This window comes from Pectobacterium sp. 1950-15 (assembly GCF_037136835.1).
Classification (GTDB): Bacteria; Pseudomonadota; Gammaproteobacteria; order Enterobacterales; family Enterobacteriaceae; genus Pectobacterium.
The window spans coordinates 297,525-318,063 of the sequence record NZ_JBBBQR010000003.1; the positions used below are offsets into that span (position 1 = coordinate 297,525).

The window sequence follows — 20,539 nt, forward strand, 5'->3', positions numbered from 1 at the left end:
AAATTAATCTGATGTCACTGTAGGCCATCCTTGCACGATTTTACCACCGTGGGCACAACTATCTCCCATTCTCACGACGGGCTTACCTTCTATAGTGAAGATAGATGAGCCCGCGACCAATCCATCTGGTATCCCGACTCCTGTACACAATGTTTTACCACCTACCACAGCAACAGGGATCCCGTTGATAGTAACAATCGACTGTCCGGCATCAATAATCGGTCCGCCCACGTGTGGCACTGGGCCGGGCTCGACTTTCGGGCAAACGTGCATGTGTCCCAGTATTGCCACTGGCTTTCCCATACTCCCTCCTATAATAAATAGGGTCTTCTTTGTTTTTCCGCTTGCGCATCTGCATCACTTAGATTGATGCGAATACGGCCATTAAAATCACCACCATTTACCCAGGAAAAAAGGCAGGCATCCGTCCGCTGAATAAACGGGTTGAGCTCAATCAGCGTGGTAGCAAACTCGCTGTCCTGATAAGTTATCGCCACATCTGCGACCACGGAATCAACGTGTAATACAGGTAAGAGCTTTTGTAAAAAAGCGATGAGTTGAAGGCGTATTTCGTTTTCCTTTTCTTTGATAAACGGAAAGTATTCCAGACAGTGATATTGAGAAACGCCAATCACTTTGCCCTCTTTGATAAAGCACCTGAATTCTCCCCAGCGGAGAATTTCACGCCACTCTCTCAGATACAGCCAAACGGGTGTTGACGATTGCAGGCAATCCCAAAGATAGGAGGCGACACGACGATTTGAGACCGCGAGTTGTTCAATCACGCCATCAACCGTCTCTAACCGAGGACGCGCATAATCGTGGTAGCTAACACCTCCGAATCGCAAAAAGGCCGGTTTATTCAACACCGACAAGGCATATTCGATATCTTCACGTAATTGTGCAGAATATAGTGGTTTTTCCAGTAGCCCTCTGGCATTCATAAAATCATGAGTATTGGCTCCGATGGCAATAACGTCTCGCTCATGAAGTTCAAACCCCTCACTCAAAAACGATAAATCCAACAACTCTTTCGGCCAGTTCTCAATAAATATCGCCTTATGTTCAGAATACATATTCGACCAACCTTAACATCCTGTATTGATGAGCCATGAGTATAAATTACAACTCATCTTCCGATGTTGGCATACTTAAGAACTCTTTCAATGAACGAGCAATAAGCCCTAACCCTTCACCTACAACCAGATTATCGACATAATATCGCCAATTAAAAATGTGTTGATAGGTTGGTGAACTATTCCTAATGTCATAAACAATACTGGAGTCTGATGCTCCATCATAACTAGAACCAATAACTATTAATCCATTGGGCAATAATGAACGGGATTCGTAAATAGACTCCTGAGATAGCCTGGTATATTCTACAATGGAATTACTACTGTAAATAATATCTATTCCGATAATTCTGCTTCCATCGTTGTATTTTGCCAAAACACTGTCAATATCATCTACCGGACCAATGGGCTTGTCATTTGTTAAAAACATCAGCTCTTGCATTTCGTTAGAAAGCACTACCCCCAACTCGTTTTGAATAAACGCGATAGATGCATTTACTCTATTCACATCTGGAGTAAAATCGGGTTCATCCATATCCCAGTTATCAAGATCAGATTTTTCAATAGTCATTTAATAATCCTCGCTACGCCACATCGAATCTCCACCTTTATGAGGAGTTCCCGAGTTAACAGTCCCAGTTTCGGCATCCTTAAAGGAATGATGCACTCTTTTATCAACATAACTCATTGTTACACCATCAGGTTCATGATGCCAGACACCATATTCCGAATCTGCTTTAGTAAGGGTTACATCTTCTTTTTCCTTTAATGCGTTTTTAGCTTTGGTAAAATCCGATTTTTTCCCCTGCATATCAACTTCTACTTGGTAAGGTTTACCGTCCTTACCCATCACTTTTCCGTCCTTTAGTGGAGGAAAATCTGAGAAGTCTGGATGCCCGTCTTTAAACGTGATCCCATCTTTTCCATGCCGCTGTACGGCAGCATACAGACTTGGATTTTTCTCTGGGTCTGGCATATATTTCCCAGTCCCTGGAGGACTAGGGTTGCCATCTTTGTCTACCCACTTCCCTTTATCGGAAGAAGGTAATCGACCAGGGTCCATGGATTTATCATTTTCAAATTTTTCACGAGCCAGTTTTTTGCATTTCTCATCTTTACAATTACTCAATTCTTTATCTAGTTTTTCTTTTTTTCTCTTTGCTATCAACTCCTTCCAGTACTTCTCTGCATTTTTTCTTGTTGTTGTAAATATTTTTTTTGTTAATGCTGTTTTCGCTGCGGAGACAGCCTCTGCAAGCTTCTCTACCTTGGCTGCTATTTTGCCGCCTTTAATACCGTCACCAATAACTGGGATAAACCCCAGAGCATCTAGTGCGGCACCACTCCAGTCCAATTTGTATAACGAACGTCCCAATGCAGCAGCATCGGCTACCGTTCCAGCTGGCGGGGGGATTGCGCCAGCAACGGCGAGACCACCATCAACCAGCAATTCACCATACTGTGATTCAAGCTCAGCCAGTTTCTTGCGATCGGCTTCCAGTGCTGGGCTGTCGCTTTGCTTTCTGATATTCGCCATGATTGTCCCTTAATCCAGACGGATAAATGTTTTCAGACTCGGAAACCAGTAATTAGGGTGGCTGTTCATGAGGGCATCTACACCCTGGTCTTCGCTGACTTCGGTAAACAGCGCGTCCAGACGTTCATCTTCCTTCCGCGTCGTATCCGCCAGGATTTGCTTAAAGCCGTCAAACTCGAAGAAATTCGACCCGACGCCCCACATGAAATACAAAAACTTCGCCTGATTGGTCGGTTTATGAATATCGAGTTTTTTCGCTATCTCCCGACCATTCCGCGTCATGGTGTACAGCGTTTCTGGCGTATGCCCCTCTTTGTGCTCCGGCAGCGTTTCCTCCATCACCTCATCAACAAACCAGCGGGAGAAATCCTCGTCACTCATCAGGTGTGATTCCATTTGCAGGTCATTAAACTGCCACATGCGTCATGCTCTCCTCAGGTGATAGCGTAACCGGTACTATCAGTTGCGCCGTCTGTAATCCGCCGACATCATGGGTGTAACGCATGAGTTGTTCTGGCTCATTGAGCGTTTCGGCATAGACGGCATACAGCGTGGCGAAGAAGTCCGTCTGCTGCGCGGGCGTCAGTTGCGGAATAAACTGATTAAAGGTTTTAGGCTGATAAAAGCGGAAAAAGTAGGTTTTGCCGTTATTGATGACTTTGGTGAACTTTTTGAAATGCCTGACCAGCGGTATCAGCGGTAGCGTGCTACGCACCATTATGCCCCATTGCTGCATATAGCCTTCGGCCAGCCACCAGTCAAGCACATCACTGTGGGCGTCAATCTGAACCAGATACGGCGCAACGTGACCCAGACTATCCAGTACCGATACATCAAACAGCGAACGGTAAGGTGGCGCGAACCCCTCCAGACAGATGGCGATGTCCGGGCTGGCTGCTGCATTGAGCAACAGATAGGTATAGAGAGCGTGTTCTTGTTCATCCACCATTGTGGTCGCCGGGGTAAATACCACCTGTTTCAGGCCGTCACTCACCGCGTCATAGGGATTTTCCAGCATCCTGACTCCTTATTTTTTCTTGTACGGACACTCTTCCGTGAACGGCTTGTCACTGCTTAGCGCCGCCGCCTGCTCTGCGGCTCCCCCAGACATGTCGATAGACGGTGCTTTCAGCTTGATGCTTTTCGCCTGAATAGTGATACCGCTGTCATCAATAGTAATTGTGCCGCCCGGCCCGCCAATCACCATTTTCTCTTTGGCGTATAGCGTATGTTTTTTGGTACGGGAGAAGATGGAGCTTTTGCTCTCGATATCGTACTTATCGCCGACCAGCAGTTTAAGCACCTGCCCGACCGACAGCGTCTGGGTGTGACCTACCAGCGTGTTTTTATACAGGCCAACCTGTTCGGTACTGGCAATCCCGGTGGTATCCGAGCGAAACTTTTCGACGACGGTGTTAAAAATACCGGAACCGGGCATCAGACTGGAAAGCAGTCCGGCCAGTGAGGTGCCTTTTGAGGCCAAATCCAGCCCGGCTTTACTTTTGAATCCGCCGGCGTCGGTAAACGATTTTCCCGCCGTCAATGATAACGTTTCTGCCGCTGCACCCACCTTATTGATATCATCGGCGAACTGCTCCACACCGGGCTCACCCACTTTGGCCGATTCCTTTTTCATGAATTTACCGCTGTTGGCTATCAGGCTGAACAACCCGCCCAGCAACCCGAGCCCCTGGCCGCCTATCGTCAGGTTCATATTGCCACCGACCCGGTGCTGGTGATGTTGACCGATTTCGGTACTGCGGTTATCGCCGATACTTTCCACCTTGCTGGCATCGACCCGTGTCGTCATGTCGTGCAATATCTTGACCGACATGTCTTTCTGGGCGTGAAGATGGATGTTCTCCCGCCCTGACTCGTCTTCAAAAGACAGTTCGTTGTAGCCTTCTCCCTGATGCGTGTCGGAGCGAATCACCATTTTGGTCTTATGCTCCGGCAACGTATACGGCGACGGATTGGTGGCATGAAAGGTTCTGCCCGTCACAATAGGCTGGTCCGGGTCACCTTCGAGGAAGCTGACAATGACCTCATGGCCGATGCGCGGGATGGCTATCAGGCCATATTGGCCGCCCGCCCAGCCCTGGCTAACGCGTACCCAGCAGGAGCTCTGGTCGTCGCTGGAGCCATAGCGGTCCCACGGGAATTGCAATTTGATGCGGCCATATTCGTCACAGTAGATTTCCTCACCAGCGGGCCCCACCACGGTGGCAATCTGCGGACCATCCACCATCGGTTTGTACGGCAGGTCGGCACGCCAGGTGCTTTTGGCACTCATCACCTCGAAGCTGTTACTGTAGGTGGTCGGTTCACCGCCGCTTTCTTCTTCCAGCGCCTGCGGCTGTTGCCCGCTGTGGGTGATGGCAATCAGTTGCCAGCCACTATTCAGCGTCGGGTTAGGATGTTCGGTTAAGGTGAAACTGCTGCCGGGCATCAGCATCGCGGCATTGGATTCACCCGAGCCGGTCATCGCATTCGCGCGTAACGCATCCAGCCGATAGCCGGTAAAGGACTTGCCGCTCGGATCTTGCTTGAAGCGACCGGGGTAGTCGAAGTGCTGATAGCTTTCGCGCTGGTGCGCCAGTTCGCCGCTCATCTTGCTGTGCAGCAGGCCGTAGGCGGGGGTTTTGAAGCTGTAATCCTTGAGGGCGACCTCGGCGGTACTCACGGCTTCGGCGTAGCGGAAACGGCGAACATAGTCGCCTTCGCTCAGTCCCTGATTGGCGAGGTTGAAGAACAGTTCGGGGCCTTTGCTGAGCGCCCCGGCATCATCCGCAAAGACGACGCGATGCTTGCCTTCTTCAAACTCATGGAAGAAGTACAGCCCTTCTTCCGCTGCCAGACGGGTGACAAACGCCAAATCACTCTCACGATACTGTACACAGTATTCGCGCGGGGCGTGGTCGTGACGCAGTGCAAAGGCATAATCGGTAATGCCAGACTCTTCCAGCAACGTACCGATAATGGCCTCCGGCTTTTGCGCCTGAAAGATGCGGGCATTGGTACGCAGCCCCAGCCGCCACAGTGCCGGGCGAACCTCTGCCTGATAGCGTGTACGGCGAAAGCCGGTATCGCCCTGTGCGAATGCGCTGATAATCCCGCTAACGCGCCGTTTCAGTTCGCCTTCGTACCACACCAGCAGCTCACACGGCTGGTCGAGCACGGCGCCAAAATCGACATCCGACAAGGCACTCGCCAGATTCAGCGACAGGGCAAACGGCTGGTTAAGGGCCTCGCTGAGCTGAAAATCCACCACGGCAAAGGTCGAGGCGGGCAATGCACCGACCTTTACCGTGAACTGTAATCCTGTACTGTTTGCCACGTTTATTCCCTCGCTTCCCGTGATGAACACCCTGTTGTCTGCACTCAGGTCTGGGAGAAGCAGACCTCAGGACAGTGCACGCAGAAAACCCGGGACAAGCCCGGGTAAAGAAACAGAAAAATTACGCTTCGACCGGTGTACGCCAGTCGTCAGAGCCGGAGGTACCGGCAACCGTGTGTTCCCAGTCAACCTTGCGGTAGGCCAGCGACACTTCGATTAACTGGGTGTAGTCCAGTTTTGACGGGTCCTGGCAGTGCGGCATTTTGCAGTCGATGTCGACGATGGTGGCATCGGTCAGCACGGTAGAGAAGAAGTGCTCTTGTTTCCCTTCAACCGAGGTGCGATACCATTTCAGGGTCACGGTCGGCAGCATTTCGCCAGACGCCAGGGCGTTGTACATCAGCGGAACGGCTTTGTTCAGTGCCACGGTGAATTTGAACGGTTTGTGTACGCGCTGGCCGGATGGCTGACCAGACTGTGGGTCGGTCGGTACGGTGACGATGTGCTTGAATTCCTGTACCAGCATTTCATCTTCGTGGCCTTCCACATAGATGTTGCCGACAGAGTCAGAAGTGAAGGCACCTGCGGTGATGTTGCCCTGTGTCTTACCTTCGATGCTGATATAGCATGGAGTTGGCATAGTCTTGCTCCTTGTTGTTGAACGTGATGAGTAACTTCACGCTCTGCATAGCAATTCACATGCCAGATTTTATATTATTGTTTTTGCTGTCAATTTACTTAAGTCAAATTTCCCCTAAGTCAAATTTGAGCAAGAAATTGCGCAGACCTCGAGAATAAACGGCATCCATTGCGCAAAAAGTGATTTCCACCAGAAAGTGAGCAAGAAGTTGCGCAGAATGCGCAGTTATGCTGAAAGTTTGAGTTAGGGCTGTGAGATGGCCGTCTATTTGTAAGGTATTGACGATGGATGGGCAGGGTGTCCTTATAAATTTATCAATATCAAGCAGGGTAATAATCTCTCCAGTAACCAAAGCAGGCGAAGAAAACCTATTCGTCAATCATTGCCCAAAGGGTTGGCTGGTGACTGACCTTTACTGGCAGAATGCCTCTGGTACTTATCAAGCAACGTGGATAGCGTCGTGTTAGGTATCACTTGAAAAATGTCTCCAATATGCTGAATAACAGACAGCCAATCTTCGCCGAATAACATCGGATGGTGTCCTGCTATTCGCGTTTTGGTAAAAAGGGGAGAATGAAGACGTGACTACTGGCGAGATTGTTCAATACGCTGCTGCACCCAGGTTTCTACTTCACTTTTCAGCCAGCGGGAGCTACGTCCGAGCTTGATCGGTTTTGGGAATGCACCTTCCTGAATCAGTTTGTAAAACCACTTATCAGTAAGCTGTGTAAATTTCGTGATAAACACCATGTCGACAAGCTGGTCGTTCAACAGGGATGTAGTATTGCTCATGATAAATCTCCTTTAAGTCAGTAAGTTAAAGGAGGAATGACTGATGATTGATGTAAAATACAGCCCTCCTCAGTGGATGGAAGACCGCGTAAAAAACTAAATAGCAGGAGTGCTAACCCATTGGCTCGTTTTCGCTAATAGCCAGTGTGATCAATAAGGTGCGGATTGTTTCTATGAATTGCTTAGCATTAGGCTGAGCATCCCATTGTGCGTACTTTCCTGCTGTACTGCTTGTCTCGGTGTTTCGCCATATACTCAATGCGGCTATTTATGGCGTCAAAGTTGGTACCCTTGCTTGCGTCTGCCCAATACAGGTAATAACAAGGATTTGTGGGGAATGTGACAAGTGTGCGGTGTTTCTCTGCATCCAGATTCAATGCACTGCACCATGCCTGAATGATCATATCTGCCAAATTGCCTCTTTGTGTGTAATCACCGAGCGTATAGAACGCATCTTTATTGAACATGAGCAGTGCGTGGTAATGGATTTTCGTACCACATTGATTTTGCTCCCTGACCCAGACGTAGTGCAGGTCTGACTGGTGAATCTGTTTACCGGGGTTTTTCTTTACCTGTCGTTTGTATTTGGCTATGAGTCGAGATTCTAGGGCCGGTGTAAAGGCGCTAATGGCCTTATTATTTTCAACATGAACATTATCAGGGAAATGCAAATCAACGCGAACAACAAGCGTTCTATGGTGAGCTAGTACCGCTAACTCCAGCGTCTTTTTAATTTTATAAAGGTAATAATTATTATATTTTTCAGGGGGAATTTTATTCATGGCATTGTCTCAATGAATGTTGGTTTCAGACAATGCACATTCCTTTGAAAAATAAAATATCGAGGTTAGTGGTAATGGTCAGTACTCATCGTTCTGTTACTATAAATGACTGCTGTACACCTGATACCAAGGTTGTCCCACCCCATATGACTCAAGTATCTACGCCTCCCAACATAAGGTATGCATGTACGATGTCTTACTTGTCATTGATGATGATTAAAATAGGAGCTAATGCTTATCATCATATCGTTATGTGTATTAATCCCTTCTTTAATAGATATTATCCAATCCGATAGATGTTCCTTACCCTCAAAATCGAAGAAGCGAGGTATTACCTGGCCTCTGTACCCGATTTTTGCCTTTTGACGACGAATTTTTACTCTGGAGTTATCTATTCTTGCTCTCCCATAAAAACTTTAAGGAAGTTACGTGCAGGCGCATCTCTTTGCCAGTAATGGTTTTGCACATCGGGCTTCTGATGTTGTGAATGATCGTTTTTTTGCCTAGCCATAGCGCCGATTTTTCGTCTGACGCATTAGTGGGGAGGAGCCACATTTCTGTGATTACAACTGATGGTCTGTGGCGTAATTTTTTACAGAACCGCTTACTGAGCAAGGATCTACGGGGGAAAAGGTGACTTTTCTTGGGTATGCTTTATCATCAGCTTTTAACAGTGTGATTAATTACAACTCATTGTATAAAATATTTTTGTTTAAAAGTAGGTCACTTTTTAGTGACCTACTTTTTGTTTGATTGATGTAATAAAGTGACTTACTATAACGAAGTATCTAGCAGTTAAAGGTCAATCGAACATGGCAAGCAAGCATAAAATTACAACCTACTTTTCCAATACGACAACCTATGACTGGGTGACAAAGGCTGCAGCAGAACAGGGGGTGACAAAGTCAGGATATCTCGAAGGGTTAATCAGGCAGGAAATGGAACGCAATCGGGAAAAAGCGATAATAAAATCAGGGATAATGATTTATGAAGTCTACAGACCAAAACCGCAATCTTTTCTATTATCGGAGCAATTCGGCCTTGCTATTTCTCCTTTAACTCTTGAAACCAAACGTAACGAATATTACAATGGCATGATTCATGAAAGTATCAATGCTGCTATATATGATGATTTTTATGGGGAAGTAATAAAAAAGTACATTCCATTACCAAAAAATGAATATTATATTATTTTGCTAAAAACAGAGTTTGAGGGAAGGATATCTTTAATCGATAAGAATGCATTAAATATAGCATACCATTTAGTATATCAACCGTTTATTATTACTCAAGATTTGTGGGATAAGCATGATGGTCGTTATGATTTTTTCAATATTCGCTATCTGAGACAAACGGATCTTATCAATAAACAGTGGGAGCGGACCATCCCTAATAGGTATGTAGGCGTTGCACCAATTTTTGATAGGAAACAACTGGGTAATGATAAGGGCTGCTTTTTTATTCCCGTATTGCGAGAGCCTCAAGCCTGGCAAGAAATAATTAACGATAAAACAATTCAAAAGAATCTATCTCAGAATAAAGATGCTATTCTGGGTGTTACGGTTTCATCTAATAAGGAAAGGTTTAATTTAAAAGGCCGTGAGTTATTCAAAAAGCCTTATAAATTATCCTAATTGCAGTTGAATTGTTTTTTAGAAATACATTATTCCTGTGATATTCGATAATTTAATTATTGCAGGATATAAAATGAAACAGATATCTCAACCATTCGTATTACTTACACCTGTATTTTCATCATTACCCGATGATATCGCTGGCCGTATTTGCTATCAGCTTGATAAGGTTATTTATTATGCTCCTGTTATTGGTTTGATGGGAAAAAGTGGCGCTGGCAAGTCTAGCCTGTGTAATACGCTTTTCAGTCCTCCTCCTGCCAAAGTGGATGCTGTCAATGGCTGTACCCGGCGCATTCAACGTTATCAGGTAAGTTACAAGTCACATACCCTTAGCCTTATTGATTTTCCTGGTGTGGGTGAAACGCCAGGGCTCGACAAAGTCTATTCTCGTCTTTATCAAGAATGGGCTGAGAAGTTGGATTTGATTATCTGGGTGCTGAAAGCAGATGAACGCGCCTGGAATGAGGATATCCAATGTTACCGAAAACTCCTTCAGGCTGGTGCTGACCCGACCAGATTTCTTTTTGTGCTCAGCCAGGCGGACAAAATTGAACCTTGCCGCGAGTGGAAGAATAATCGCCCTTCTGAGAGTTAGTATAAAAATCTGACGCTCAAGACAGAGCGAGTGGAATCAACCTTTAAACCTTTACACCCTGTTTTGGCTGTTTCTGCTTCGGAAGGGTACAACCTGCACCAGTGGGTGGAAACATTCATCATGGCATTACCAGCCAGAGCCAGTGGTGTCGTTGTCGGCCGACTGGGAACCGTGTATAGAACAGAAAAAGTGATTGGCAGTGCACGTGAGCGTTTTGCCGATGCGGTTGGCGACATATTTGATGAGACAATCGGCAACATACTCACTTCCAAGGCATTTTCAACAGTTCTATTAACAGTAAGAGAACGTCTGATTTCACTGGCTAAATCACTTTGGCATATCTTCTTTTAATTCCTTTTCTGTGGTGGCGTTATCACTTTCGTTATGATCTGTTTTAACGATCGAACATTGATTTATGATAGTTTATGTCGATTAATAAATAATTATCGATCGTTTTTATGATAGATAATGACGATCGATTTATACATATCGATCTGAATTAACGATTATCTCTCCTTGCGCTATCCCTATACGATCTTTCATCAGCCAGCTAAAGCCACTCCTTCTGCCACTCAATCCAATTAACTGGTTAATAAGGATTATTTTCCTATTTCATTCATTTCTTCACTTTCAAAGGGTAACTTCACTATGTTTAAACCGTATCCGCTTTCCAAATATGATAGTCACGCCTGGTCTATGGCTATCGGGCTTCCCGCCATCTGGGCCATTTCCGCAATTTTTCTGCCACAACAAGTAGCCCTAACGCTCTATACCGTCTTCTCTCTAATTTGGGTATTACTGGATCGTCTGCAACTGATGAAACAGGAAAAAGAGGCACCGGCAGTCTGGTGGTTTTTATTGCCAATGGTCTATCTACGTCAGCGTGATGAAAGGCAAGGAAAACCGTGGCGTTTATTGCAGGTATGGCTGCTTTGTACTGTCCTCTCCGTGTTGGTTGGTAACCATTTTAAAAGTCAGTCAGGGACAGATCTTCTGGCGCAAAGTGCCTGCCCTGTTGTTACAAAAATTATGAAACGTCAGGGAATTGAAGAGCATTGCATTCGTGTTACTGATGTAAAAGAAGAAGTTAAAGGGCGCTTTTATCAGGCCTATGCATTGATGAATTCTGGTTTTAAACAACCGTTAACGATTGAGGTACGAGCAGACAACGCCATCTATGTCACGCTCGCAGATGAAAAATAACAACAGGGCATCATAAAGGACTATTTATATGAAAAATATAATGATAACCACGCTATTGGCTATATCGCTATGGAGTTCTCAGTTGTATGCCGCTGCTTATGATCCCAAGCCAATTAGCTATAAGAATGCGGTTGTTGACACCGTTGATGTTAGACACAACGAAATAGCGGCAGGTGTTGATGATTTTATCATTATCGGTAAAAAGGGACGTAACACGGAGAAATTCGTTCTGACGTGTTATGCCAAAGACAATCACCTAAATATACGGTACTACCTGAAAGGTATTTACGGTGACAACGTCGAAGGCGCAACAGGAATGACCGTGCAGTATTATCCTGATGGTAGTCATCAAATGAATAACAATGCTGACCACGCTAAAACGCTCATGGATAGTCTGCATTCGGCTAATCTGGCAAAAGCGATTTCCAATATGCTGGATTATCGAACAGGCTCATTTGTTTTTCATTTCTATTATAACGATGGCACCTTTGATCATAACCCAATGGGGTGGAGCTATCAGTATCCAGCAACGTTGCTTGCCAAAAAGTTGGGACAGTCCCTGATTGATGCCAATGCAAAGCACTGTGATATCAAACGTGGATACAGCTCGCTTTCTGCGCTTGCCGCCCCCTAACGTTGTGTTGTTTATTTGCTCTGAAAATTACTGGTCCACAGGTTATCTGATGGGCCAACTCACGTGCTTTCCCTTGCGCCATAGCAGTCACTGGCTGCTATGAGTACGCCAAGGGATATCAGTTACTGAAAAGAATAGGATTGCTACTCTGACCTGCTCTTTTTCTATTCATTCCTCTCTTTCTGTTCAATTACAAGGAACCATCATGTCATGTAATTCATTGGCAGGCAGCGTTGCGTCCAGAGAGCAGCGCATCATCCAGATGGCGTTGTGCCTGCTGGAAAAACGCGTGCGTAAAAATGCGCGACAGTTCAAAACCTCGGAGGACACCAAAAGCTGGTTAATGCTGGAGCTCAGCAGTCTGGAGCGCGAAGTCTTTATGGTGCTGTACCTGGATAACCAACACCGTCTGATAGAAAAGGAAATTATCGCGCTGGGCGGCATCAACAGTACCGAAGTGCATCCGCGTGAAATCCTCAAAGCGGCACTGTGTCATAACGCCGCCGCCGTGATACTGGCACACAATCATCCTTCCGGCTGTGCCGAGCCCAGTCAGGCTGACCGCCATATCACCGACAAGTTGAAGGATGCGCTGTCACAACTCGACGTCAGAGTCCTCGATCATCTGGTTGTCGGCGGTGCTGAGGTAGTGTCGTTTGCTGAACGTGGCTGGCTGTGATGAACACGCTTACCGCTGAATTCTTATAAGGAAAACATCATGCCATCATCGGATACCCCGGAATGGGGACTAAAATGTGCCGTCACGCCGCGATTTGGAGCCAGACTGGTGCAGGAAGGACACCGCCTGCATTATCTGGCAGACCGGGCCAGCTTTATCGGTACGTTTAGCAAAACAGAAGCCCAAAATCTGGAACGTTGCTTCCCTGGGCTAATTAAGCTGTTGGAACAGAAGCTACGCATGGGGGAACTGAATCCCCGTCAGCAGGGTTGCATCACGTTGTATTGCAATGAATGGACCTGTGAAGCCGATACGCTGGGCAGTTTTGGCTACGTGTATATTGTTATCTATCCCTCTTCAGCGGCAACACAATAATCCGCTGCTTCTCTCCCTATTCTGAACGTTTCCCTGATTTTATCGACTTAATCTGAAGAGAATATTCTCATGCAAACAACACCTGCAATCCCGTCACGGGAGGATAATCCCTGTGCGTCGCCTATAGCCGTCTGGCAGCAACTCCTGACCTACCTGCTGGAAAAGCACTACGGCCTGACGCTGAACGACACACCATTCTGTGAGGAAAACGTGATTCAGGCGCATATCGATGCTGGCATCACGCTGGTCAATGCCGTCAATTTTCTGGTGGAAAAATACGAACTGGTGCGTATCGATCGCGACGGTTTTAACTGGCAGGAGTAATCACCGTTTCTCACTGCCGTTGATGTACTCCGTGCCAGACGTGCTACTGGCTTGCTCAAGGCATAAAGATTGCGAGCGGCTTTCCAGTCGCATCGCACCAAACCTGTTTATTCCTCTCTCCGATGCATAATGCGCCAGTCCTTAGCGGTTGGCGCATTTGCTTTTATGTATGGACCACAAACTATGCAAATTGAACCCGAGGTTTTGACCGAACACACCGAGCTGATTTGCTCGACCAATATCGAACGTATCGTTACCGGACGTGATGCCGCTCTGCAACAGATAGAACAGCTCCTCAACCAGCTACGGGCGATCTCAACACTCACAGCGACTATTGGTGGCGGTACTGCCGAAGACTGGGCATTAAAGCAGGGGCATCGCTACGAGTGCTGGCTGACAGAAACGCCTGATAAGGCGATGCCAGCCATCACCCGCACGCTGGATCGCAATATCTGGCGCGATCTGATGCTGAAATCCGGCATGCTGTCGCTGATGGATGCCGAAGCGCGTAGCCAGTGGCATAAAAATCTCGATGAAGGGGAACTACCGGCCATCAGTGAAGCCAATATTCTCAGCACGTTTGAGCAACTTCACCAGAGTAAGCTGGAGGTATTCGAGCGCGGGGTAATCAATGTATTCAAAGGGCTATCGTGGGATTACAAGACCAATCACCCTTGTTACTTCGGCAAGAGAATCATTATCAACAATCTGGTGACCTACAACCGTTGGGGCTTTGGCCTGAACTGGGGCTGGCGACGCGATCAACTGGCCGATCTAGAGCGTATGCTGTATCTGCTGGATGGCAAACCGATCCCCGACAATCGTGGCGATGTCACCATCCGGCTGATGGACCATATCCGTGATAATCCGCATCAGCAGGAATACGAGGATGAGTTCTTTAGCGTGCGTTACTTTCAGAAAGGCACTGGGCATCTCACGTTTAAACGCCCTGACCTGATCGATCAGATGAACGATATAATTGCCAAACATTATCCAGGGATGTTGGCGGCAAGGTGATTATCGACAGGCTAGGGGGCTGGATGGAGGTTACCTATCTCGTTGCTACGTTGATGGTAATGTTAGTCTGGTAATGTAAAAGGGGGATACGACATGTTATGTGCCACGTATCGTTTGGCGGGAGAAGGGCGATGATGAGAAAAGGGAATAGCAGTATCTCAAAAACTGCCGCATTGACCGATGATGTGAAAGACGCAGATACGACTGCGATCGATCACTCACGTATCACTACGTCATCGGGGGAGAGCTGGGATGGTTGGTTTGCTACCGAGGATGCCACTTCTGATTTTATGGAGGACAGGGAGCAACCTAAAGCCCCCCAGACCTGATGATAGCGGTGAACCGATTGCCAGAAATGCACTCGCTGTCTTGATAACGGTTTTGCTATCTAGAGTAAACCACGATAGCATCTAACCACTGAATGAAGTTGTACCGATGTTATTTATACATCAGATTTTGCATCGCAACGTTTTTAACATCACTGTTGAATTGTGTGGCGAGTAGTCACTGGTGTGAAGGGAAAAAGACTGAGTATACAAATGAGGATATATCGTCTATGTTCACTTATGATGTGTCTTTATTTTCAATAAGATGGGTTTGTTTTTCAAGTCCCGCCCCGGCACCATTGATTTAAAACGAATTAAAATAAGCACATTGCGTGCAATGTCGTAGACCGCCGAGATGCGGTTTTTTTGTGCCTGAAAGTCCCTTTCCTAATATCTTTCCGAATATGATTTCTGTATCAGCGCTAGATATGCACTATTTTTGTTTTTTATTCTGACCACCAATCATCGGGGTTTTACGGTAGGTATCAACTCAGCCTGGCTGATGGTCAGGAGTTTCATTTTTTCGGCTCATTTCCCTTATCTAGAAGGACTGTTTCTTTCCTCTAAACGTTTACTTTTGCCCCCCGCCTGTTCGATTGCTAGTCGTTCCACGGCACCAGCGCGGAGCGTAGCGAGCTGCTGGAGTAGTCCTTTTGCATCCACCATAGGGTGAGGCTGATTAGGTTGACGCACTTTTAACTGATTTTGCACCTCAATTTGCCCATTGCTGAAAGGATGTGCGGTGAGGTGTACGGTAATGGGGCGTTTGGTGTCTTTCACCATTGCTCTGATATGATCGATGCTACGGATATAGGCCTCAACCTGCTGCGTGCCGTCGATAGCATTTAGCCCCAATCCTCCAATAGTAATCGCGTGATAGGTGTTCTTTCCCTCTTTGACATCCAGCGCATAAGATGTGGTTCCCCAAGTGTGGCCAGGAGTGTGATAGGCATAAAAGGTGGTATCACCGACCTTCAGCTCGCTTCCCTCTTTAACCTGAATGTCCGTGGCTGTTGGAGCAGGCATAACCCAGGCATCGGCTCTCCCTTGTGATTTTGCCGCATCTGCCTGTGCTTCCTGCCAGCCTTCCGTAGACATGACAAAATGCGCGTTGGTTAACTGCTTGAGTTTAGATACACCACCAACATGATCAAAATGTCCGTGCGTCAGCAGTACCATTTTGATCTCTGCCGGGTCGACGCCAACTTTCTTTATGTTCTCGATAAGCTGGTCCGTAAATTCACCGTACAGCGTATCAATCAGCACCGGCCCTTCGCTGGTTTTAATGAGCCATGCCGAAACCCAGCAAATGCCGACATAGTAAACATTATCAAAGGCCTTGTAGGGCTCGACAGTCTGGGCTTTTGCATTATTCAGCCAGCGTCCAAGTTCTGCCGGCATTTTTCCGCTGCTTCCAAATTCTTCAAAAAGCTGGTTGATGGTTGAGGATGGCCCGCATCCTGTCGGTGCGGGAGTCGTGGTGCTTTTGGTGTTGGCATCTTGCATAGGGGAGGTATGAGCCATCGCGGCCGTACTACAGCAAAGCAAGAAAATGGCCAGAGGGGTAAGACGTTGGTTTTTCATTCTTTATCTCTTGTCCGGATAGTAAAACCCAGACTATAGTTGCAGTATCCGGACGAATAAATGGGAGATAATGCAAACTAACGTTGCATATTTCGAACAATAGGGTGGGGTATGGATCGCTTTGTTGCCATGCAGGTATTTGTCGATGTGGTTGAGCTCGGGAGCCTTACAGCCGCCGCAAACAAACTGGATATCTCCCGGGCCATGGCTACGCGCTACATTGCGTCGCTGGAAAAAGCCTTTGGCGTTCGGTTATTGCATCGTTCCAGTCGCAGTTTGGGGCTGACGAGTGCCGGTAGCGAGATTTTGTCCTACTGTAGACAAATTTTAGCGTTGAATGATGACATTGGAGCGGCCCTTGAGAGTCGAAATCAGGAACCTAACGGTCTAATCCGGGTTGCTAGCAGCATTTCATTTGGTCAATCCTACCTGGCGGATGCACTGAGGCGCTACGCTGCCAAATATCCTAAAGTGGCTATCGAAATGGTGCTGAAGGATGCGTCGGTGAATTTGGTGGAGCAACGGATTGATCTGGCTATTCATGTCGGTGACAAGCTCGAACCGAGTGCGATTTCGCGCCAGCTAACCCGTTGTGCTTCTGTCGTTTGTGCGTCGCCCGATTATCTGGCGCGCAACGGAACGCCCCTGCGGCCAGACGATCTCAGGCAACACAACTGCTTGTACCATACTCGCTTTGGCAATGTTTGGCGCTTTCAAGCTCCGTCAGCTAACGGTACAGATCTGATGATGGATGAAGTGGACGTCACGGGCAACTTTGCAGCGAATGACAGCATGGTACTTCTGCACACCGCACTTGCAGGAGGAGGTATCGTGCATTTGCCTGCTTTTACGACGGCTCCCTACCTTCGTACCGGCGCTTTGGTTCGCATTTTGGCGGACTACTCACTGCCGGAACTAGGTGTCTATGCGTTATACAGTTCACGCAAATACTTACCCTCCAGTACGCGTACGTTACTGGATTTTTTACTTGCTGACTTGGCGGGCGATAAGGTTAATGACGTTAAGGTGTCGCCCATACCTCTATAACAGGCGTGTTTATTGTCATTACGCGAGTTGTTGACCTTGTTCCGCCATTTCTTTGATACGCTCTTGTACTTTGAGCTCTAATGCCATGCGTTCTTCTAATGACATTGCCTCATATTGCTCCTTGGATATTCCCATGGATGCAAGTACGGAGAAAAATAATCTTTCTTCATGAGACATGGAGACCCAGTCCATAAATTCCTGTGCTGCTTTTGAACGCTGGGGCTCAACTTTAGCGCTGGGTTCGTGTCTGGAGATCTGTCCGCTATCTTGTGCCTTCTCAAGTGCCATCTTGAAAGTATCTTCATCTGGCGCAATTGCGTGCTTACTGGATTGGGCAAATAAAAGATTAGCCCCCTGAATATCCGATGCGATCATAGGTACTCTCCTTAGTTAGACAGGATAGATACTCACACAGTCTGAAGGGATGTTATCGGGAAGATACCTCCCGAATATATGGTTAATTCACATGATCAGTTGTGGTGCTGGAAGACGGTTGAGAGAGTAAAGGGCAAATAGATGTGGCGCAAGGCGACGCTTTACGTCGTCGTTAAGAAACAACGGCAAATATTGACGCTGTGATGGCTAAATTTTTATCTGATTTTTCGGCATAAAAATTTATCTTTTATCACGCCATCAAAGAAACGACCTTTAGAGACGACAGCGTCAGAAATAAATTTTTTATAGATAGATTCAGGTACGCCAACATATTGATAGATCTCTTTATTATGAAATTCTATCTCAAGGTTATGCGTCTTTGGATCGTACCCAATCGAATAAATTCGTGACGATGAAACCTGCTGTCGCTGCAATGCTCGTTCCTCCCCAGCGTAAAATAAGATCAAACTATCAACGATTCACTGCATGATGCATTGTCGACGATCATGCTTATTTATTGAATATGTATCAAATTTCTGGCGGGTTGGTTAGTAAAATCGATAGTTTATTGTTTTTATGCTGTGAATTTGTTCAATGGCGGGGGAATCCATCTGTTTGATTAGCGAGAGGATGCAAACCTGCGATGAAGAATAGCGGGCTATTCTTTTGCGACTGTGACCATACGCGCAGGTTTGCAACAAGGTAAATCGTTATTCTTCCGGCGCGTATTCTATCCTATTTCTGCCGTTGGCCTTGGCCTGATAGAGCGCATCATCCGCTGCTTTTATCAGACATTCATAATCTGGATGGCCACTATACACGGCGATGCCTGCGCTGATGGTCATTGTAACGCTTTCACCATTTTGGAGATAAATCGGGTGATCCTGAATTTTCTTTCTCAGTCGCTCGATGATGGTGTAGGCGGCAACTTTGGGCGTTTCAATAAGCACGATCATGAATTCTTCCCCGCCGTAACGGAAAACATAGTCGCTGTTCCGCGTGCTTTCATAGAGAACTTCTGCAATCCTTTTCAGGATGTTATCGCCAGCCGCATGGCCATATGTGTCATTGACGGTTTTAAAATGGTCAATATCAATCATGGCAATGCTGAGCGGGGTACTTGAGTGCATTGTCAGCGATATTTCATGCCGAAGAATGGTTGGCAGGAAGCGACGGTTTAGCAGAAGGGTCAATGTATCCTTACCGCTTTCCAGTTTTTGGACTTCGTCAAATAGCGACCCCAGCAGCATATTTATTTTATAAATCTTGCTTCTGACAGATTTAAGTAGCGGAGCGTAATCCTGCTGGGTCAGTAGTGTCGTCGTGCTATAGCCGCGAATATACTCATCCGTTTCCGTCATGATCGAGGCGATAGTGCGTATCCCCTGAATGTTACTGAAACTGGATTTCCCCTTGTGGTTAAACCACAGCCCGAACTCTGAATCACTCAGGTCTTGGATACTGGAAAGAGGCGTACCCGTGGCAACGCTGAAAATAAAGGCATTTTCCCAGTTTAGTAGCGATGCGTTCTGACGTTCTCTCTCCATACTGGCATTTTCCAGAATGGAAAATAGCCGATAGGATTCTTCATTTTTGGCCGCGAGATCGTGCGATTGTGAATAGGTTTTACTCATGATTTCTATGGCAATATCCATAGAGATAGAGGCAAAACGCATGGCGTCAAAACACAGTGCTTTATCCTCGGCGACCTGTGCGATGTCTTCATAAAGGTGCCATTTTAGACGCCGTGCTCCGCGCTCAACCAGATCGACGGGAATACCAATACGCGCATGAATCTGACCAATTTTCTTTTGATGATTAATCAGGTCAGACAGATGTTCCCCGGTATTCGTTAGAATATCTACTATCCATTTGCTCATCGATCCATGGAGACGATCGTGGACTTGCTGGCTGGAAAGAAAAAGGGAGGCTTCCTGATCTTTGAGCATGTAAGAGTAGAACTCGTCAGCAAAGTCGGACGCTTTCTGATCGGAGAGGGTTCGCAGTAGATTAAAAGATTTCTGTGAGGTTGTGGCTATCAATTGCATCCATTCTGATGTTATGACTTGATTGTAGTCCAACTCACCGTTATCTCTCTGTTCATTAACGTTCAATAGTTCGTTCAACTTTTAATCTCTTTTGCGAATATGTCGGATGTACTAGGATAGAAACAATCAATTTTTTGCCTGAATAATCGATATTTAATGACAGAGAGGGTCAATATGGCGTTGTTAAAAACAAATAAAATTAATCATTTCATACAGGTACTATTACTACCGTAGTTGCAAATGATAATGCTGTTTTTTTGATGTTAGAAGCTATTTTGAGATAAATTTATGAAAGTTAATGATCTGGTTACAGTTAAAACCGATGGGAAAACGCGCCGGGAAGGGACGATTCTGGCTGTGGAAACGTTCCAGGAAGGGATAATGTATTTAGTTGCATTAAAAGATTACCCAGCCGGTATCTGGTTTTTCAATGAAGCTGACAGTAAAGATGGTACGTTTGTTGAGCCAAAGACGTTGCCGGAAAAAGAGTAAAAGGAAGATATCGGTAGACGAGCATTGTCCGTGTGAACA

At 46.5% G+C, this 20,539-nt stretch carries 25 protein-coding genes and 1 pseudogene; 12 read left to right on the plus strand and 14 right to left on the minus strand.

Translation table 11 applies throughout. The features are described 5' to 3' along the window. Nucleotides 1–3 precede the first annotated feature (3 nt). The 10 genes from WCT94_RS05435 to WCT94_RS05480 all read right to left on the minus strand — a co-directional run bounded on the left by WCT94_RS05435 (nucleotide 4) and on the right by WCT94_RS05480 (nucleotide 8,164). Nucleotides 4–303 carry a PAAR domain-containing protein gene (locus tag WCT94_RS05435; RefSeq protein ID WP_010279407.1) on the minus strand — a complete coding sequence of 100 codons (300 nt, stop codon included), beginning with the start codon at nucleotides 301–303 and terminating at the stop codon, nucleotides 4–6. An 8-nt stretch (nucleotides 304–311) separates the two neighbouring features. Then, nucleotides 312–1,076, minus strand: a complete 765-nt coding sequence (locus WCT94_RS05440) for a regulator (protein WP_336868396.1) — start codon at nucleotides 1,074–1,076, stop codon at nucleotides 312–314. Nucleotides 1,077–1,122: 46 nt separating this feature from the next. Next, nucleotides 1,123–1,647 (minus strand): SMI1/KNR4 family protein, encoded by a 525-nt coding sequence (locus WCT94_RS05445; protein ID WP_010279414.1) that lies wholly within the window; start codon nucleotides 1,645–1,647, stop codon nucleotides 1,123–1,125. Then, the gene (locus WCT94_RS05450) at nucleotides 1,648–2,613 is read right to left on the minus strand and encodes an HNH endonuclease (RefSeq protein ID WP_010279417.1); all 966 of its coding nucleotides are present in this window, start codon (nucleotides 2,611–2,613) and stop codon (nucleotides 1,648–1,650) included. A gap of 9 nt (nucleotides 2,614–2,622) precedes the next feature. Further along, on the minus strand, nucleotides 2,623–3,033 hold the full coding sequence (locus WCT94_RS05455) for a hypothetical protein (protein ID WP_010279420.1): 411 nt from the start codon (nucleotides 3,031–3,033) through the stop codon (nucleotides 2,623–2,625). Beyond that, the gene (locus WCT94_RS05460) at nucleotides 3,020–3,631 is read right to left on the minus strand and encodes a DUF4123 domain-containing protein (protein WP_336868398.1); all 612 of its coding nucleotides are present in this window, start codon (nucleotides 3,629–3,631) and stop codon (nucleotides 3,020–3,022) included. The genes WCT94_RS05455 and WCT94_RS05460 overlap by 14 nt, the downstream gene beginning before the upstream one ends. 9 nt (nucleotides 3,632–3,640) lie before the next feature. Then, complete coding sequence (locus tag WCT94_RS05465; RefSeq protein WP_442955476.1) at nucleotides 3,641–5,950, minus strand: type VI secretion system Vgr family protein; 2,310 nt, start codon at nucleotides 5,948–5,950, stop codon at nucleotides 3,641–3,643. A gap of 121 nt (nucleotides 5,951–6,071) precedes the next feature. After that, nucleotides 6,072–6,590 carry an Hcp family type VI secretion system effector gene (locus WCT94_RS05470; protein WP_005967076.1) on the minus strand — a complete coding sequence of 173 codons (519 nt, stop codon included), beginning with the start codon at nucleotides 6,588–6,590 and terminating at the stop codon, nucleotides 6,072–6,074. 585 nt (nucleotides 6,591–7,175) lie between these two features. Next, nucleotides 7,176–7,382: a helix-turn-helix transcriptional regulator gene (locus WCT94_RS05475; protein WP_336868399.1), complete on the minus strand. Its 207-nt coding sequence runs from the start codon at nucleotides 7,380–7,382 to the stop codon at nucleotides 7,176–7,178. 188 nt (nucleotides 7,383–7,570) lie between these two features. Next, a complete protein-coding gene (locus WCT94_RS05480) occupies nucleotides 7,571–8,164 on the minus strand; it encodes an inovirus Gp2 family protein (protein ID WP_323666277.1) in 594 nt (197 codons plus the stop codon). A gap of 812 nt (nucleotides 8,165–8,976) precedes the next feature. Between WCT94_RS05480 and WCT94_RS05485 the strand changes: the two genes are divergently transcribed. From WCT94_RS05485 to WCT94_RS05530, 10 genes and pseudogenes are all read left to right on the plus strand, one after another. Next, complete coding sequence (locus WCT94_RS05485) at nucleotides 8,977–9,798, plus strand: hypothetical protein (RefSeq protein ID WP_336868403.1); 822 nt, start codon at nucleotides 8,977–8,979, stop codon at nucleotides 9,796–9,798. 73 nt (nucleotides 9,799–9,871) lie between these two features. Then, nucleotides 9,872–10,396 (plus strand): GTPase family protein, encoded by a 525-nt coding sequence (locus WCT94_RS05490; protein WP_336868405.1) that lies wholly within the window; start codon nucleotides 9,872–9,874, stop codon nucleotides 10,394–10,396. Nucleotides 10,397–10,426: 30 nt separating this feature from the next. After that, a complete protein-coding gene (locus WCT94_RS05495; protein WP_336868407.1) occupies nucleotides 10,427–10,747 on the plus strand; it encodes a hypothetical protein in 321 nt (106 codons plus the stop codon). A gap of 297 nt (nucleotides 10,748–11,044) precedes the next feature. Then, nucleotides 11,045–11,599, plus strand: a complete 555-nt coding sequence (locus WCT94_RS05500) for a hypothetical protein (protein WP_336868408.1) — start codon at nucleotides 11,045–11,047, stop codon at nucleotides 11,597–11,599. Between the two features lie 28 nt (nucleotides 11,600–11,627). Next, nucleotides 11,628–12,233 carry a hypothetical protein gene (locus WCT94_RS05505; protein WP_336868410.1) on the plus strand — a complete coding sequence of 202 codons (606 nt, stop codon included), beginning with the start codon at nucleotides 11,628–11,630 and terminating at the stop codon, nucleotides 12,231–12,233. A gap of 205 nt (nucleotides 12,234–12,438) precedes the next feature. Next, a complete protein-coding gene (gene radC / locus WCT94_RS05510) occupies nucleotides 12,439–12,912 on the plus strand; it encodes a RadC family protein (protein ID WP_336868411.1) in 474 nt (157 codons plus the stop codon). A 39-nt stretch (nucleotides 12,913–12,951) separates the two neighbouring features. Next, nucleotides 12,952–13,287 (plus strand): type IV toxin-antitoxin system YeeU family antitoxin, encoded by a 336-nt coding sequence (locus WCT94_RS05515; RefSeq protein ID WP_336868413.1) that lies wholly within the window; start codon nucleotides 12,952–12,954, stop codon nucleotides 13,285–13,287. Between the two features lie 69 nt (nucleotides 13,288–13,356). Then, nucleotides 13,357–13,608 (plus strand): annotated as a pseudogene (locus WCT94_RS05520) (TA system toxin CbtA family protein); the annotation flags it as partial. Nucleotides 13,609–13,794: 186 nt separating this feature from the next. Continuing rightward, complete coding sequence (locus WCT94_RS05525; RefSeq protein WP_336868414.1) at nucleotides 13,795–14,628, plus strand: DUF4942 domain-containing protein; 834 nt, start codon at nucleotides 13,795–13,797, stop codon at nucleotides 14,626–14,628. A gap of 131 nt (nucleotides 14,629–14,759) precedes the next feature. Then, entirely contained in the window at nucleotides 14,760–14,957 is a 198-nt protein-coding gene (locus WCT94_RS05530) for a hypothetical protein (RefSeq protein ID WP_051122287.1), read from the plus strand. A 534-nt stretch (nucleotides 14,958–15,491) separates the two neighbouring features. Here WCT94_RS05530 and blaCAR read toward each other — a convergent pair. Beyond that, a complete protein-coding gene (blaCAR, locus tag WCT94_RS05535; RefSeq protein WP_336868415.1) occupies nucleotides 15,492–16,538 on the minus strand; it encodes a CAR family subclass B3 metallo-beta-lactamase in 1,047 nt (348 codons plus the stop codon). A 111-nt stretch (nucleotides 16,539–16,649) separates the two neighbouring features. Between blaCAR and WCT94_RS05540 the strand changes: the two genes are divergently transcribed. Beyond that, complete coding sequence (locus WCT94_RS05540; RefSeq protein ID WP_336868417.1) at nucleotides 16,650–17,585, plus strand: LysR family transcriptional regulator; 936 nt, start codon at nucleotides 16,650–16,652, stop codon at nucleotides 17,583–17,585. 18 nt (nucleotides 17,586–17,603) lie between these two features. Here the strand turns inward: WCT94_RS05540 and WCT94_RS05545 are convergent, their stop codons facing one another. The 3 genes from WCT94_RS05545 to WCT94_RS05555 form a co-directional block, all read right to left on the minus strand. Further along, nucleotides 17,604–17,960 carry a hypothetical protein gene (locus WCT94_RS05545; protein ID WP_336868419.1) on the minus strand — a complete coding sequence of 119 codons (357 nt, stop codon included), beginning with the start codon at nucleotides 17,958–17,960 and terminating at the stop codon, nucleotides 17,604–17,606. A 215-nt stretch (nucleotides 17,961–18,175) separates the two neighbouring features. Continuing rightward, complete coding sequence (locus WCT94_RS05550) at nucleotides 18,176–18,394, minus strand: KTSC domain-containing protein (protein ID WP_180742553.1); 219 nt, start codon at nucleotides 18,392–18,394, stop codon at nucleotides 18,176–18,178. 276 nt (nucleotides 18,395–18,670) lie between these two features. Beyond that, the gene (locus WCT94_RS05555; protein WP_336868422.1) at nucleotides 18,671–20,086 is read right to left on the minus strand and encodes a diguanylate cyclase; all 1,416 of its coding nucleotides are present in this window, start codon (nucleotides 20,084–20,086) and stop codon (nucleotides 18,671–18,673) included. Between the two features lie 210 nt (nucleotides 20,087–20,296). Here WCT94_RS05555 and dsrB point away from each other — a divergent pair, with 210 nt between their 5' ends. After that, a complete protein-coding gene (gene dsrB / locus WCT94_RS05560) occupies nucleotides 20,297–20,500 on the plus strand; it encodes a protein DsrB (protein ID WP_319848221.1) in 204 nt (67 codons plus the stop codon). Nucleotides 20,501–20,539 lie beyond the last annotated feature (39 nt).